Origin of the sequence: Paracoccus sp. PARArs4 (assembly GCF_947311865.1) — a bacterium.
Taxonomy (GTDB): domain Bacteria; phylum Pseudomonadota; class Alphaproteobacteria; order Rhodobacterales; family Rhodobacteraceae; genus Paracoccus; species Paracoccus zeaxanthinifaciens.
Map to the genome: position 1 here is coordinate 210,149 of NZ_CAMZMW010000003.1, position 15,429 is coordinate 225,577.

13 protein-coding genes and 1 tRNA gene are annotated in these 15,429 nt (G+C 66.4%); 8 read left to right on the forward strand and 6 right to left on the reverse strand.

Going from position 1 to position 15,429, the window contains the following annotated elements; all coding sequences use genetic code 11:
- The first annotated feature begins 42 nt into the window (after window positions 1-42).
- Together QMZ16_RS03860 and QMZ16_RS03865 are read left to right on the forward strand one after the other, a co-directional pair.
- Window positions 43-1,212: a deoxyguanosinetriphosphate triphosphohydrolase gene (locus QMZ16_RS03860; protein ID WP_282602202.1), complete on the forward strand. Its 1,170-nt coding sequence runs from the start codon at window positions 43-45 to the stop codon at window positions 1,210-1,212.
- A gap of 55 nt (window positions 1,213-1,267) precedes the next feature.
- Window positions 1,268-1,690 carry an OsmC family protein gene (locus tag QMZ16_RS03865; RefSeq protein WP_282602203.1) on the forward strand — a complete coding sequence of 141 codons (423 nt, stop codon included), beginning with the start codon at window positions 1,268-1,270 and terminating at the stop codon, window positions 1,688-1,690.
- 39 nt (window positions 1,691-1,729) lie between these two features.
- On the opposite strand, the gene QMZ16_RS03870 is transcribed toward QMZ16_RS03865, so the two are convergent.
- Window positions 1,730-3,325, reverse strand: a complete 1,596-nt coding sequence (locus QMZ16_RS03870; protein WP_282602204.1) for a peptide chain release factor 3 — start codon at window positions 3,323-3,325, stop codon at window positions 1,730-1,732.
- Between the two features lie 164 nt (window positions 3,326-3,489).
- On the opposite strand from QMZ16_RS03870, the gene QMZ16_RS03875 reads away from it, so the two are divergent.
- Window positions 3,490-4,290: a hypothetical protein gene (locus QMZ16_RS03875; protein ID WP_282602205.1), complete on the forward strand. Its 801-nt coding sequence runs from the start codon at window positions 3,490-3,492 to the stop codon at window positions 4,288-4,290.
- A 64-nt stretch (window positions 4,291-4,354) separates the two neighbouring features.
- Here QMZ16_RS03875 and QMZ16_RS03880 read toward each other — a convergent pair whose 3' ends face one another.
- From QMZ16_RS03880 to QMZ16_RS03895, 4 genes are all read right to left on the reverse strand, one after another.
- Complete coding sequence (locus QMZ16_RS03880; protein WP_022706875.1) at window positions 4,355-4,780, reverse strand: universal stress protein; 426 nt, start codon at window positions 4,778-4,780, stop codon at window positions 4,355-4,357.
- Window positions 4,773-7,580: a TRAP transporter permease gene (locus tag QMZ16_RS03885; protein ID WP_282602206.1), complete on the reverse strand. Its 2,808-nt coding sequence runs from the start codon at window positions 7,578-7,580 to the stop codon at window positions 4,773-4,775. Before QMZ16_RS03885 ends, QMZ16_RS03880 begins: the two co-directional genes overlap by 8 nt.
- Window positions 7,581-7,667: 87 nt before the next feature.
- Entirely contained in the window at window positions 7,668-8,633 is a 966-nt protein-coding gene (locus QMZ16_RS03890; RefSeq protein WP_022706877.1) for a TAXI family TRAP transporter solute-binding subunit, read from the reverse strand.
- Between the two features lie 118 nt (window positions 8,634-8,751).
- The gene (locus QMZ16_RS03895) at window positions 8,752-9,342 is read right to left on the reverse strand and encodes a uracil-DNA glycosylase family protein (protein WP_282602207.1); all 591 of its coding nucleotides are present in this window, start codon (window positions 9,340-9,342) and stop codon (window positions 8,752-8,754) included.
- Window positions 9,343-9,506: 164 nt separating this feature from the next.
- On the opposite strand from QMZ16_RS03895, the gene QMZ16_RS03900 reads away from it, so the two are divergent.
- From QMZ16_RS03900 to QMZ16_RS03915, 4 genes are read left to right on the forward strand one after another with little or no spacing between them, the layout of a single operon-like run.
- Window positions 9,507-10,160 (forward strand): ATP-binding cassette domain-containing protein, encoded by a 654-nt coding sequence (locus QMZ16_RS03900; RefSeq protein WP_022706879.1) that lies wholly within the window; start codon window positions 9,507-9,509, stop codon window positions 10,158-10,160.
- Window positions 10,144-11,850, forward strand: a complete 1,707-nt coding sequence (locus tag QMZ16_RS03905) for a capsule biosynthesis protein (protein ID WP_282602208.1) — start codon at window positions 10,144-10,146, stop codon at window positions 11,848-11,850. The genes QMZ16_RS03900 and QMZ16_RS03905 overlap by 17 nt, the downstream gene beginning before the upstream one ends.
- Window positions 11,847-12,689, forward strand: a complete 843-nt coding sequence (gene kdsA / locus QMZ16_RS03910) for a 3-deoxy-8-phosphooctulonate synthase (RefSeq protein WP_282602209.1) — start codon at window positions 11,847-11,849, stop codon at window positions 12,687-12,689. Before QMZ16_RS03905 ends, kdsA begins: the two co-directional genes overlap by 4 nt.
- Entirely contained in the window at window positions 12,686-13,996 is a 1,311-nt protein-coding gene (locus tag QMZ16_RS03915; protein WP_282602210.1) for a mechanosensitive ion channel family protein, read from the forward strand. Before kdsA ends, QMZ16_RS03915 begins: the two co-directional genes overlap by 4 nt.
- On the opposite strand, the gene QMZ16_RS03920 is transcribed toward QMZ16_RS03915, so the two are convergent.
- Window positions 13,993-15,165, reverse strand: coding sequence for an NAD(P)/FAD-dependent oxidoreductase (locus QMZ16_RS03920; RefSeq protein WP_282602211.1), 1,173 nt, complete (start codon window positions 15,163-15,165; stop codon window positions 13,993-13,995). The genes QMZ16_RS03915 and QMZ16_RS03920 overlap by 4 nt on opposite strands.
- A gap of 94 nt (window positions 15,166-15,259) precedes the next feature.
- On the opposite strand from QMZ16_RS03920, the gene QMZ16_RS03925 reads away from it, so the two are divergent.
- A tRNA-Gln gene (locus QMZ16_RS03925) sits at window positions 15,260-15,334 on the forward strand.
- Window positions 15,335-15,429: the final 95 nt, after the last annotated feature.

A 15,429-nucleotide genomic window follows, 5' to 3' on the forward strand; every position in this document is an offset into this window, starting at 1 on the left:
TAGGGTCTGATGCGAACACTCGCAAGGAAGGCCCTGCAACACGTGACCGCACTCGCGCCCTATGCCTGCAAGCCCGAGGACAGCCGTGGCCGGCTGAGCCCCGAACAGCTGTCCACCTTCCGTTCGCCCTGGCAGCGCGACCGCGACCGGATCATCCATTCCAGCGCCTTCCGCAGGCTGAAGCACAAGACGCAGGTCTTCGTGGAACAGGACGGCGAGGCCTATCGCGGGGATTACTTCCGCACGCGCCTGACCCACACCATCGAGGTCGCACAGGTCGCCCGCACCATCGCGGGCGCACTGTCGCTGAACACCGACCTGGCCGAGACCGTGGCGCTGGCGCACGATCTGGGCCACCCGCCCTTCGGCCATACCGGCGAGGACGCGCTGGCCGTCCTGATGGAGCCTTACGGCGGCTTCGACCACAACGCCCAGGCCCTGCGCATCGTCACGCGGCTGGAGCGTCACTACGCCGATTTCGACGGCCTGAACCTGACCTGGGAGAGCCTCGAGGGCATCGCCAAGCATAACGGCCCCGTCACGGGCGACCTGCCCTATGCCCTGGCCGAGGTGAATGCCGACTGGGACCTGGAGCTTGCGACGAATGCCAGCGCCGAGGCGCAGGTCGCGGCCGTTGCGGACGACATCGCCTACAATCACCACGACCTGCATGACGGGCTGCGCGCGGGTCTGTTCACCGAAGCTGACCTGGCCGAACTGCCCGTGATCGGCCCCGCCTTCGCCGATGTGGACCGCCTCTATCCCGATCTGGATGCGCAGCGTCGCCGCTACGAGGCGCTGCGCCGCGTCTTCGGCGTCATGGTCGAGGATGTGATCGCCGTGGCCGAGAACCGGCTTGCCGCGCTGCAGCCGCAATCGGTGGACGACATCCGCGGGATGGAGGGGCCGATCATCCGCTTCTCGAAGCCGCTCTATCAGAACATCAAGGCGATCAAGTCCTTCCTGTTCCAGCGCATGTACCGCGCCCCTTCCGTGGTCGTGGAACGCAAGTCGGTGACGCAGATGGTGAACGACATGTTCCCGCTGTTCCTCGACACGCCCGAATGCATGCCAGACCAGTGGCACCGCGCCGCGCTGGCCCTGCCCGACCGCACGGAACGCGCGCGGCTGGTGCTGGACTATGTCGCAGGCATGACCGACCGCTTCGCGATCGCGGAACATCACCGACTGTTTCCCGACAGCTCGAACTGATCCGGGCCGGGTTGCGTTGACTGCCCGACGCAACCCGACACCAAAGGAGGATCGGATGATCACCAAGACCGGATCTGCGAAATGGGAAGGCGGCCTCAAGGAAGGCAAGGGCCAGGTGTCCAGCCAGTCCGGCGCGCTGTCGGACCAGCCCTACGGCTTCAACACCCGCTTCGAGGACAAGCCCGGCACCAACCCCGAGGAACTGATCGGCGCGGCGCATGCGTCCTGCTTCTCGATGGCGCTGGCGATGATGCTGGAACAGGAAGGCATCTCGGGTGTCGCGATCGAGACGACCTCGGAAATCTCGATGGACAAGGAGGGCGACGGCTTCGCCGTCAAGAAGGCCCATCTGAAGACCCTGATCAAGGCCGACGCCGATCAGGCCAAGGTCATGGAGATCGCCGACAAGGCCAAGGCCGGCTGCCCGATCTCGAAGCTGCTGAACGCCGAGATCACGATGGACGCCAAGATGGCATAACGCGAAACGCCCGGTCCTGTCGGACCGGGCGTCTTCGTTTCAGACCATCATTTCCTTGGTCGCGGTCAGCGACAGGTCGGGATGGTCGCGACCCACGCGGTCGATGTCCCATTGCAGGCGGGTCAGGAAGACCAGGTCGCCGTCATGGTCCAGCGCCATGTGCTGCTTGTTCGCGTTCGAGAATGCCTCGACCTTGTCCTTCGGTCCCGCCACCCAACGCGCGCTGGTGAACTGGCTGGCCTCGAAGCGCACGGGGATGCCGTATTCCAGCTCGATCCGGCTGGCCAGAACCTCGAACTGCAGGGCACCCACGACGCCCACGATGAAGCCCGAGCCGATCATCGGCTTGAACACCTTGGCCGCGCCTTCTTCGGCGAATTGCATCAGCGCCTTTTCAAGGTGCTTGGCCTTCATCGGATCGGTCGCGCGGACCGATTGCAGCAGTTCGGGCGCAAAGCTGGGAATGCCGGTGAAACGCAGGGCCTCGCCCTCGGTCAGGGCATCGCCGATGCGCAGCTGGCCGTGGTTCGGAATGCCGATGATGTCGCCGGCCCATGCCTCTTCGGCCAGTTCGCGGTCGGCGGCAAGGAACAGCACGGGGTTGCTGACAGCCATCGACTTCTTGGACCGCACATGCGTCAGCTTCATCCCGCGCTCGAAATGCCCGCTGGCAAGACGCACGAAGGCCACGCGGTCGCGGTGCTTGGGGTCCATATTGGCCTGGACCTTGAAGACGAAGCCCGTGACCTTCTTCTCCTCGGGGGCGATCTCGCGGTCGGCGCTGTTCTGCGGCTGCGGCTCGGGGCCGTAGGTGCTGATGCCCTTCATCAGTTCCTGCACGCCGAAGCTGTTGATCGCGCTGCCGAACCAGATGGGCGTCATGTGCCCTTCCAGGAAGGACTGGCGGTCGAAGGTCGGCAGCAGCTCGCGCGCCATCTCGATCTCTTCGCGCAGCTGGGTCAGCAGGTGTTCGGGGATGTGCTGGGCCAGCTTGGGGTCGTCCAGACCGTCGATGGCGATGGATTCCGCGACCTTGTTGCGGTCGGCGCGGTCCATTAGCTCCAACCGGTCGTTGAGCATGTCGTAGCAGCCAAGGAAATCGCGGCCGACCCCGATGGGCCAGGATGCGGGCGCTACGTCGATGGCCAGGTTCTCCTGGATCTCGTCGATGATCTCGAAGGTCTCGCGGGATTCGCGGTCCATCTTGTTACAGAAGGTCAGGATCGGCAGATCCCGCAGGCGGCACACCTCGAACAGCTTGCGCGTCTGGGATTCGACGCCCTTGGCGCCGTCGATCACCATGATCGCCGCATCCACCGCCGTCAGCGTGCGATAGGTGTCTTCCGAGAAATCGCTGTGACCCGGCGTGTCCACCAGGTTGAACCGGAACCCGTCGAAATCGAAGGACATCGCCGAGGCCGAGACCGAGATCCCGCGATCCTGTTCCATCTTCATGAAGTCCGACCGCGTCCGCCGCGCCTCGCCCTTGGCGCGCACCTGTCCGGCCATCTGGATGGCGCCACCATACAGAAGGAATTTCTCGGTCAGCGTGGTCTTGCCGGCATCCGGATGCGAGATGATCGCGAAGGTCCGGCGGCGTGCGATTTCGGGCGGAAGTTCGGGGCGGTTTGTCATGGCCAGCGCTTTACCGCGCCCGTGTGGACAAGGCAATCGCCACGAGGCACCGCATCGAATTGTCTGCAATGCGGGGCTTGTGCGCCGCGGCGATCGGCGCATGATCCGACCCCATCGGTTGCGCAAGACGGGGACAGGGTATGCCCGCGCCACGGGACAGATCGATGCGGCTTCTGGCGGGACGCGGCCTCGAATGGCTGCGGCGGCACATCATGGACCTGCCCGACCCCTGCCCCGCCGACCATCCCGCGCTGCCTGCGCTTGCCGCGACCGGGCGCCTGGCACCGATGCTGTCGGCGCTGCGCGGAAGGCCATCCCCGCTGGAGGCGCTGGTCAGCAGGCGGCTGCACCCCGACCTTCTGCGGGATGCCGCGCTGCGCGTCATCGAGGGCGCGCGCGACAGGACGACGCTGCTGCTGATGCAGGCGGGCGCGCAGGACACGCAGCCGTGGCTGCTGGCCTGCGAACGCCTGGCGTCGGACACGGCCCTGCCCCTGCCCGACCGCCTGCCATTCGCCGCCGACCGCGACCTTTTCCCCGAGGCCGAGCGCCTGCTGGAACACGCCGACGCGGAAACAAGCCTGACGCTGATGCTGCATCTGTGGCGGTTCGGGACCGCCCGCCCGCAGCTGTCGGATCGGTGGGCCGTCACCCGGATCCACGACCGGCTGCAATGGCTGCTGCAGGAGGCCTCCGACAGGCGGGATACGACCGACCTTGCATCGACCATCGTGTCGCTGGCGCTGATCGATCCCGGCTTCGATCCGGGCAGGCACGCCGCGGACCTTATCGCATCGCAGCGGTCCGACGGGTCCTTCGGCGCGCGGCTGGGCGAAGGGACATTGGACCAGTCCCTGCGCGACGGCGCGACGCCGACGCTGGCCGCAATCCATGCGCTGCACGCGATGGGCTGGCGGCGCGGGCAGGCAGGCGTCCCGGCACCGCACCCCGGGCGCGTGTCCTGATACCCCTAACGCAATGCGGCGCGGACAATCGTCCGCGCCGCATGAACCGATGCCGGATGTGCGCTCAGCGCACGATCATCACCGAGACCGGCGAATGACGCGCCACCGCGTTCGCGTCGCGGCTGACGCGGATGCTGCGCAGCTCGTCCGGCTGATCGGTCGCCATGACGATCAGGTCGGCGGCATATTTCTCCTGCGCGCGCAGGATGGTCTCGGCGATATGGCCGTGCCCGACATGGACCTTCACGCGCGACGGATCGTCGAAATGCGTGTCGGCAAAGCGGTCCAGCTCGACCTTCTGGGCCTGAAGGATCTTCTCCTCGTAGCCGCGCGGCAGGAAGGTCGCCACCATCGAGCTGCCGAAGTCGTGGACGATCCCCAGAAGGTGGATCACGCCCCGATCCGCTGCCAGCCGCTTGGCGACCGGCAGGGCCTTGGCCCAGCTTTCGGGATGCTGAAGGTCGATCGGCAGAAGGATGTTGTCATGCATGGCTTGCCCCTTTCGCATCGGTCGTCGGCGCGGTGCGGCGACGCTGCGCCCAGACCACCAGCCCCAGCAGCAGGAATGCCGGGATATAGATCCAGTAACGCGACGGCGCGTCGGCCGGTGCACGCACCGCCATGATCGTCTGATCCCAGTCCAGGCCCGCATTCTGCGCGGGGCTGCCGAAAGCCACGTTGTCGATCACGACCTTCTCGCCATCCTCGATCAGCTCGATCCCGGCGGCGGCAAGGCGATCCTCGCCGGTCTCGCCCTCGGGGACCTCCAGCAGCGCCGAGAACTCGGTCGGGGTGCCGATGTCGTTGAAGCCCGAGATGCGCAGCCGCAGCCCCTCGCCCGGGACGCTGTCCTCCAGCGCCTGGACGAATTCGGTCGCGGGACGTTCCTCGAAGGGCGGGAAGGCATAGCCCCAGAAGAAGCCCGGACGGAAGATGGTGAAGGCGATCAGCAGCAGCGCCACGCCCTCCCAGATGCGGTTGCGGACGATGAACCACCCCTGGGTCGAGGCCGCGAACAGCAACATCGCGATGGTCGCCGTCACGAAGACGAAGATGCCCTGTACCCAGCCTACGTCGATCAGCAGCAGATCCGTGTTGAAGATGAACAGGAACGGCAGCGCCGCGGTCCGAAGGCTGTAGAAGAACGCGACGACCCCGGTGCGGATCGGATCGCCGCCCGACACGGCCGCAGCCGCGAAGGAGGCAAGCCCCACCGGCGGCGTCACGTCCGCCATGATCCCGAAGTAGAAGACGAACAGGTGCACCGCGATCAGCGGCACGATCAGCCCGTTCTGCTGCCCGAGGGTCACGATGACAGGCGCCAGCAGCGCCGAGACGACGATGTAGTTCGCCGTGGTCGGCAGGCCCATCCCCAGGATCAGCGACAGGACCGCCGTCAGGCCCAGGATGGCCAGCAGGTTGCCGCCCGACAGCACCTCGACCACGTCGGCCAGCGCGGCCCCGACGCCGGTCTGGCTGACCGCACCCACGATGATGCCCGCGGTCGCCGTGGCGATGCCGATGCCGATCATGTTGCGCGCGCCCGAGATCAGGCCGTCGACCAGGTCGTTCACGCCCGAACGCAGGGCCGTTCCCGCGCCCTTGTTGCCCGACCCGTCCTCGCCGCGCAGCACCACCATCAGGGGGCGCTGCGTGACAAGGATGAAGATCATGAAGGCCGTCGCCCAGAAGGCCGAGAGGCCCGGCGACAGGCGGTCCACCATCAGCGCCCAGACCAGCACGACGACCGGCAGGATGAAGTGCAGGCCCGACCGCACCGTCGGCCCCGGCAGCGGAAGCTGCGTCACGGGCGCGTTCGGATCGTCAAGATGCAGCGGCTCCTCCTTCGAGGCGACCCACAGCAGCGCGACATAGGCGGCGGTCAGCAGCGCGAAGACCACGTAGGGCGCGGCGGCACCGAAGGCGGGACGGATCCATCCCATCGTGTAGTAGACGATCAGCGACAGCGCGCAGACGCCCGCGACGAGGAAGGCGGTGCCCAGCAGGCGGCGCAGGATCGGCGGCGGCGTATAGGCGCGCGGCAGGCCCTGCATCCCGGCCTTCATCGCCTCGAGATGGACGATGTAGACCAGCGCGATATAGCTGATCGTGGCGGGCAGGAAGGCGTGCTTGACCACGTCGAAATAGGGGATGCCCACATATTCGACCATCAGGAAGGCCGCGGCCCCCATCACGGGCGGCATGATCTGGCCGTTGACCGAGGATGCGACCTCGACCGCGCCGGCCTTTTCGGAATTGAACCCGACCTTCTTCATCAGTGGGATGGTGAAGGTGCCGGTGGTGACCACGTTGGCGATGGACGACCCCGAGATGAGGCCCGTCATCGCGCTGCTGACCACGGCCGCCTTGGCCGGTCCGCCGCGCATGTGGCCCATCATCGAGAATGCGACCTGGATGAAGTAGTTGCCCGCGCCCGCCTTGTCCAACAGTGCGCCGAACAGCACGAACAGGAACACGAAGCTGGTCGAGACGCCCAGCGCGATGCCGAAGACGCCCTCGGTCGTGATCCACTGGTGGTTGGCGACCTCGGTCAGCGAATTGCCCCGATGCGCGATGATCGAGGGCATGTAGGGCCCGAGGAACGTATAGACGAGGAACACCGTCGCCACGATCATCAGCGCGGGCCCGAGGCTGCGGCGCGTGGCCTCCAGCAGCAGCAGGATGCCGACGACCGCGATCATCAGGTCGCGCGTGATCGGCGCGCCGACGCGGCGACCCAGCTCGTCGCTGAAGACGAAGACATACATGGTCGCGACCACGCCCAGGATCGCCAGCGCCCATTCCCAGGGCGGGACCCAGGCCTTGGGCGACCCCATCAGGATGGCGCCGACCAGCCCGATGGCGACCAGCGCAATGAACCAGATCGGCATGCTTGCCGGCGATCCATAGATGAACAGCCCGCTGAGGATCAGCGGAACGACGATGCCAAGACCCAGCTGGAACGGTGATTTTTCAGCGGGATAGGCCATGAAAGCCAGAAACAGTGCGAAGGCCAGGTGGACCGAACGCGCATCCGTCGCGCTGACGATGCCGAAATTCAGCATGAAGGGCAGCGGCGAGGCGATCCACAACTGGAACAGCGACCAGCACAGGGCCACCGTCAGGATCAGCCGGCCGACGAAACCGGGGGGCGTCCGCGCGCCCGTGTCGGATGACGCGACAAGCTCGTCCAGCTCGGCCTGGCTCAGTTCTCCTCGGCCCGAGGCGCCCATCTCGACCGCGCTGGCCTGTTGCTGGCGGCGCTCCGCCTCTCTGTCCGTCTCGCTCATCACGGCACCCCTTGGATCTGGATTTGTCTTTATTGCTTCATGATGAAAGGGCGGCCCGATGGGGCCCCCCTTCTGGTCAGGACCGGATCACTCGACCCAGCCCTGCTCGCGATAGTAACGCTCGGCGCCCGGATGCAGGGGCGCGCTGTTGCCGTCGGCGACCATTTCCTCGGGGGTGAGGTTGGCGAATGCCGGGTGCAGGCCCTTGAAGCGGTCGAAGTTGTCGAAGACGGCCTTCACGACCTGGTAGACGGTCTCTTCGGGGATGTCCTCGGAGGTGACGAACGTCGCCTTGACGCCGAAGGTCTCGGTGTCCTCGTCGTTGCCCGCATACATGCCGCCCGGAATGGTGGCCTTGGCATAGTAGGGGTTCTCGGCGATCAGGCTGTCGATGGCGTCGCCCGCGACGGTGACCAGGCGCGCGTCCACGGTCGAGGTCGCCTCCTGGATCGAGCCGTTCGGATGACCGACGGTATAGCTGATGGCATCGACCTGGTTGTCGCCCAGTGCGGCCGACTGTTCCGCCGGGCGCAGTTCCGAGGACAGCGAGAAGTCGTCCATCGACATGCCCATCGTGTCCAGCACGATCTCGAAGGTGCCGCGGGTGCCCGAACCGGGGTTGCCCACGTTCACGCGCTTGCCGGCGAGATCCTCGAACTTCTCGATGCCGCTGTCCGCACGCGCGACGACGGTGAAGGGTTCCGCATGGACCGAGAAGACGGCGCGCAGCTTGTCGAAGGCGTCGCCCTCGAAGTCCGAGCTGCCGTTATAGGCGTGGAACTGCCAGTCGGACTGCGCGACGCCCATCGTCATACCGCCGGACTTGATCTGGTTGATGTTGTCGATCGACCCGCCCGTCGCCGGTGCCGTGCAGCGCAGGCCCGTCTCGGCGGTGTCGCGGTTCACGAGACGGCAGATCGACTGGCCGACCACGTAGTAGACGCCCGTCTGGCCGCCGGTGCCGATGGTGATGAACTGCTCTTCCTGGGCCAGCGCGGGGCCCGCGACCAGCGCGAAGGCCGTGCCGAACAGGATCGGTTTCAGTTTGCTCATGCTGCTTCTCCCTTTGTCGCTATGCGGAAGGGGCGGATATGCCGCGGCCACCTTCGACGCAAGACCCCTTCATGCTTAGACAATCCGGCGGTTTTGACAATCCCCGGCGGGCTTCGGGTCAGTCGTGCAGCACTGCTGCCACCCGTTCGCGCAGCACCGGCAGCAGATCGCGGGCAAACCACGGGTTGCGGCGCAGCCACGCGGTATTGCGCCAGCTTGGATGAGGCAGCGGCACCGTATCGGGGCCGAATTTGCGCCAATCCGCCACGGTTTGCGTGACGTTCGCCCGCCCCAGATGCCAGCGCATCGCATGCCCGCCGACCAGCAGCGTCAGGCGCGGGCGCAGCTGGTCCACGACCTGTTCGCGCCATGTCGCCGCGCAGATCGGCGGGGGCGGCAGATCGGACCCCTTGGCGTCATAGCCCGGAAAGCAGAAGGCCATCGGCACGATCGCGATGCGTGCGCGGTCGTAGAACACGTCCTGATCCACGCCCATCCATTCGCGCAGGCGATCCCCCGACCGGTCGGTGAAGGGACGCCCGCTTTCATGCACACGCGCGCCGGGTGCCTGCCCCACGATCAGGATGCGGGCACCCTGCCCGAACCAGACGACAGGCCGCGGCGCATGGCGTGTCGCGGTCGCGGCAAAGCGCTCGGCGCAGATGCGGCAGGCCCCGATCCGCGCCCTCAGATCGTCGATATCCTTCATTTGAGGCAATATCGTGGCGTTCGGTGCTGGCCACAACCGGGAGTTTCGGGATCAACTGGTCCAAGGGTGGACAGCGGGAACGGGGGAAACTAATGTCGCGGCCAAGGGATGGGGCGTCCTGCATGGCTGGCCCCTTGCACAAATTCTGCCGGTGAATCAGGGCCATGCTCGAATTCGACAACGTCTCCAAGGCATTCTGGACAGGCAAGCAGCACAAGGTCATTCTGGACCGTGCGTCCTTCCGCGTGGAACTGGGCAACTCGCTCGGGATCCTGGCGCCGAACGGGACGGGCAAGACGACGCTGATCAACATGATGTGCGGCCTGGAACAACCCGACGAGGGGCGCATCCGCCGCGACTGCCGCATCTCGTTTCCGCTTGGGTTCATGGGCGGCCTTGTCAGCCGGCACAGCGCGAACGAGAACGCGCGGTACATCGCGCGGATCTACGGGCTGGATCCGGATTACGTCTCGGCCTTCACGCGCTGGTTGTGCGACATCGCGGAATATTTCGACATGCCGGTGGGGACCTATTCGGCGGGGATGCGGCAGCGGTTCAACTTCGCCCTGCTTCTGGCGCTGGATTTCGACATCTACCTGATCGACGAGGGGATGCCCCAGACGACGGATGTGGAATTCAACCGCAAGGCGGGTACAGTGCTGTTCGAGCGTCTGCAGACCTCGACCACGGTGATCGTGTCGCACCAGCCCAAGACGATCGAGAAGTTCTGCAATCGTGCCGCCGTCCTGCGCGACGGCAAGCTGTACATGTTCGAGACTTTGGACGAGGCCAAGCAATATTATGATTACACCGCCTAAGGCGCGCCGCTTCCATGGTTCGGTCTCGGAATCCGTCAAGCCGGGCGTGGGGGAAACCCGCGCCACGCCCGAAGCCGCGACCGACGCCGCCAAGGAAGCCATGCCCAACGCCGCGCAGATCCGGGCCGAGAAGCTGAAGCGCTTCACCGCCACCGAAGAGATCGCGGACGGGTTCGAGGGGATGCTGCCCCCCGGCGGGGCCAAGCCCGCCAACGACGCCCCCTCGGGCGAACTGGACGCCAAGCTGGCCGCCATCCGCGAAGAGAAGCTGACCCCGCGCCAGCTGCGCATCGCCCGCCGCATCGCGCAGCTGCACAAGATCGAGGTGTCGAGCGACGAAGAGGCCGTCCTGCGCCTGCGCGAACGCGGGATCGACCCGTCCCATCGCGGTGCCGTGGGCCAGATCCTGAACTCGGAAGGGCAGCGCGCGCAGGCCGAACCCGCGCCGAACGCCCCCGCGATCCGCCCGCAGCTGCCCAGCACCGTGCCGGGCGGCGACGCGCCCAACCTCCCCTCTCGCGAGCAGCTGACCGAGGACAAGCGCGCGGCCGAGATCTTCCGAATCCAGCAGGACATCGCGCGCAGGCGCAGGCGCAGGCTGGCGATGCTGGCGCTGCGGCTGCTGATCTTCGTCTTCATCCCGACGGCGCTGGTCAGCTGGTATTACACCACGGTCGCGAGCCCGCTCTATGCCACGGAATCGCAGTTCCAGATCCAGAGCGCGGATGGCGGCGGATCGGGCGGCGGGATCGGCGCCGCGCTGGCCGGGGCGGCCATGTCCACGAATACCGACGCCGTGGCGGTGCAAAGCTATCTGACCTCGCGGAACGCGATGCTGCGGCTGGACGCGGATCACGGCTTCAAGCGCGCCTTCCAGGAGGCATCCATCGACCCGGTCCAGCGCCTGGCCGAGGATGCGACCAACGAAGAGGCCTATGGCGTCTACAAGGATTCGGTCAAGATCGGCTATGACCCGACCGAGGGCGTCCTGAACATGGAGGTGATCGCCCCGTCGGCCGACCTGTCCGAGGAATTCAGCCGCGCGCTCATCTCCTATGCCGAAGAGCAGGTGGACACGCTGACATCGCGGCTGCGGTCGGACCAGATGGACGGTGCCGCGGAATCCTACGAGGATGCCGAGGCGAAGATGCTGGCCGCCCAGATCCGCGTCCAGGAATTGCAGGAACAGCTGGGCGTCCTGGACCCCACCGCCGAAAGCGGCGTCGTGATGGGCCAGGTGTCCTCGCTGGAAGGTCAGCTGACCGAGAAGCAACTGGAGCTGGGCCAGCTTCTGGCCAATCCCAGCCCGGTCCAGAGCCGCGTCGACGTGGTGCGCGGCGATATCGTCCGCCTGCGAGAGATGATCGAGACGACGCGCACCCAGCTGACCGAAGGAAGCGACGACCGCAGTTCCCTTGCCGCGATCACCGGGCGCCTGCGCGTGGCCGAGGCAGAGCTTGCGACGCGGCAGGAACTGCTTGCAGCCGCCGCCGCGCAGATGGAAACTGCACGGATCGAGGCGAACAAGCAGGTCCGCTATCTCTCCATCTCGGTCGCGCCGATCCCCCCGGACGAGGCGACCTATCCAAAGGCCTTCCAGAACACCATCGTGGCGTTCCTGATTTTTTCAGGCATCTATCTGATGATGTCTCTGACGGCCTCCATCCTACGAGAACAGGTTTCTACATGACGAAACAGAAACATATCCGGATCGGGCGCATCACCTGCGGCAACGATCTGCCGCTGACGGTGATCGCCGGCCCCTGCCAGCTGGAAAGCCGCGACCACGCGATGATGATCGCGGAAACGATGGCCAAAGCCTGCGAAGATGCGGGCGCGTCCTATGTCTTCAAGGCCAGCTATGACAAGGCCAACCGGACATCGCTGTCGGGTCGGCGCGGCCTGGGCATCGACGAGGGGCTGCGCATCCTGTCCGATGTGCGCGACGCCTTCGGATGCCCCGTGCTGACCGACATCCACGATGCCGACCAGGCGCGTAGGGCGGCGGGCGTGGTGGACATCATCCAGATCCCGGCCTTCCTGTGCCGCCAGACCGACCTGCTGCTTGCCGCGGGCGAGACCGGCGCCGTCGTCAACATCAAGAAGGGCCAGTTCCTGGCGCCCTGGGACATGCCCAACGTGGCCGCCAAGGTCGCCTCGACCGGGAACGAGAACATCCTTCTGACCGAACGCGGGGCCAGCTTCGGCTATAACGCGCTGGTCGCCGACATGCGGTCGCTGCCGATCATGGCGCGCACGGGCTATCCCGTCATCATGGACGCCACGCATTCGGTCCAGCAGCCCGGCGGGCTTGGCGGCGCATCGGGCGGTCAGCGCGAATTCGCACCGGTCATGGCCCGCGCGGCGGTCGCGCTTGGCGTCGGCGGCGTCTTCATCGAAACGCACGAGGATCCGGACAACGCGCCCTCGGACGGGCCGAACATGATCCACCTGGAACGGATGCCCGCGCTGATCCGCTCGTTGATGGAATTCGATCGTCTGGCCAAGGCCGATCCGCTGAACGCATGATCCGCAGGCTGATCCTTGCCGCGATGCTGGCGCTGCCCCTGCTGGCGGCGCCCGTTGCGGCGCAAGAGGACACCGGGGGCGCGGCCCCGGCGGGCACCATCTCGGTCGGGGATATCGGGGCGACGGATCTGGCGATCCTGAACCGCATCGGCAGCATCCTGGCCCAGATCCCCGAATTCGACGGCATCCGGGCCGAGGTCGATGCCGGCATCGTCACTCTGGACGGCGAGGTCGCCGAGCAGGAGGCGATCCAGCGCCTTCTGGGCCTGGTCGGGCGCGTCGACGGGGTCGTGTCGATCCGGAACGAGGTCGCCCCCTCGACCGACCTGGCGACGCGGCTGGAATCGGTGCGCGCAAGGTTCCAGTCGCGCCTGACGGCGGTGATCGCGGGCCTGCCCTTCGTGGCCCTGGGTCTGCTGGTCGGCACGCTGATCGTCCTGCTGGGCAGTTGGCTGTCCAGGCGGGAAAAGACGCTGGCACGGATCGCGCCCAACCCCTTCATCGCGGGCTTTCTGGCGCAGGCCATCCGGTTGACCGCGTGGATCGTTGCGCTGGTCGTCGCGCTGGACCTGATGGGCGCGCGCGCGCTGCTGGGCACGCTGCTGGGTGCCGCCGGCATCTTCGGCCTGTCGCTCAGCTTCGCCGCCCGCGACACGATCGAGGGGTTTGTCGCGACGATGCTTCTGTCGCTTCGCCAGCCCTTCAACCCGAACGACCTGATCGAGGTGAACGGCCTGCGCGGGCGCGTGATCCGCCTGACCAGCCGCGGCACGACCCTGCTGACGCTGGACGGCAACCACATTCGCATCCCGAACCAGATCATCTACAAGGCGGTGCTGACGAACTTCACCCGCAACCCCGAGCGTCGCTTCATGGTCGACATCACGCTGGACCCCGCCGCCGATCTGGGCCGCGCGCGGGACCTGGCGCTGAAGACGATGGCGGGGATGGATTTCGTTATGAAGCGCCCCGAGCCTGTCGCCTGGCTGGATGTCGCAGGCCCCGAACACCTGATCCTGCGCGCGGGCGGCTGGGTTTCGCAGGACGGCACCGATTTCGACCTCGCGCGCGGCGAGGCGTTCCGCCTGCTGCATCACGCGCTTGACGCCAAGGGCTTCCTGCCGCCCGAGCTGGTCCACAAGATCCAGATCGAACAGCCCGACACGGCCGAGGCTGCGGCACCGCAGCGCCGCCCGCGCCCCGCCGATCCGCGCCTGCGCGATCTGGGCCCCGACGCCGCCTTCGAGGAGATCATCGAACGCGAGCGCGTGGATGACGGGCGCGACCTGCTGAACCCCTCGCGCTAGGCCTGTCCCGCGGCGTGGCCCGACGCCCACGCCCATTGGAAGTTGTAGCCGCCCAGCCAGCCGGTGACATCGACGCATTCGCCGATGAAGTGCAGGCCCGGAACCGACCGCGCCTCCATCGTTTTGGCGTCCAGATCACGCGTATCGACACCGCCAAGCGTCACCTCGGCGGTGCGGTATCCTTCGGTCCCCACCGGGCGCAGGGTCCAAGCGTTGATCCGTGCCGCAAGGCGGTCCAGCTGCTTGTTGTTCTGGTCGGCCAGGCGGGCCTTCGACAACCCTGCCTCGTCGGCGATGGCATGGGCAAGACGCTCGGGCAGGACGCGCGACAGGATTGTCGCCACCGCGGTCCGACCCGCCTGCCCCCGTTGGTCGCGCAGCCAGGCCGCGATATCCGTCCCGGGCGCCAGGTCGACGCGCAACTCCTCGCCCGCCTTCCAGAAGCTGGAGATCTGCAGGATCGAGGGTCCGCTGATCCCGCGATGGGTATAGAGAAGCGCGTCGCTGAAATCGCCCCCGCCATGCGCGATCCGCGCATCCGTCGCGATCCCGGCCAAGGGCTTGCACAGCGCAAGGTCCTGTTCGGCAAAGGTCAGCGGGACAAGGCCCGGACGCGTCTCGACCATGCGCAGGCCGAATTGCTGCGCCAGGTCATAGGCAAAGCCCGTCGCGCCGATCTTCGGAATGGACTTGCCACCCGTCGCGACCACCAGCCGTGCAGTGCGGATATCGACGCCGCCCCCCCGCAGCCGGAAGCCGTCGCCATCACGCTCGACGCTGTCGATCGGGGTCTGCAGGCGCAGCTCGGCCCCGCACATGCGGTTCAGCAGCATGTCGGTGATCTGCGTCGCCTTGCCGTCGCAGAAAAGCTGGCCCTGCGTCTTCTCGTGCCACGCGATTCCCGCCGCATCCACCAGCGCCACGAAGTCGGCGGGCTTGTAGCGCGACAGCGCGCTGGCCGCGAATCTGGGATTCGCCGACAGGAATCGATCCCGCGCCGTCGCGATGTTCGTAAAGTTGCACCGCCCCCCGCCCGAGATCCGAATCTTCTCGGCCGGCTTGGCGGCATGATCCAGCACCAGCACCCGCCTGCCCTGCGCGATCGCCGATCCGGCGCAGAAAAGACCGGCCGCGCCGGCGCCCAAAATGACTATGTCCCAGTGTTCCATGACAGTCGCATATAGCCCTGATGAAAAAGGAACAAGATTTCTGAATTTTCGACTTGCACCCCCCGAACAGGTTGAGTAATCACCCTCCCACAGTTGGGGCGTAGCCAAGTGGTAAGGCAACGGTTTTTGGTACCGTGTACCGTAGGTTCGAATCCTACCGCCCCAGCCAACTTCCAGTAAGTCGTTGAGATAGATCGTCTTATCGAGGACGGACAGCCGATCTGGACCATTGTCCATCATCACTGTCCATCATGGAGCCTGTGT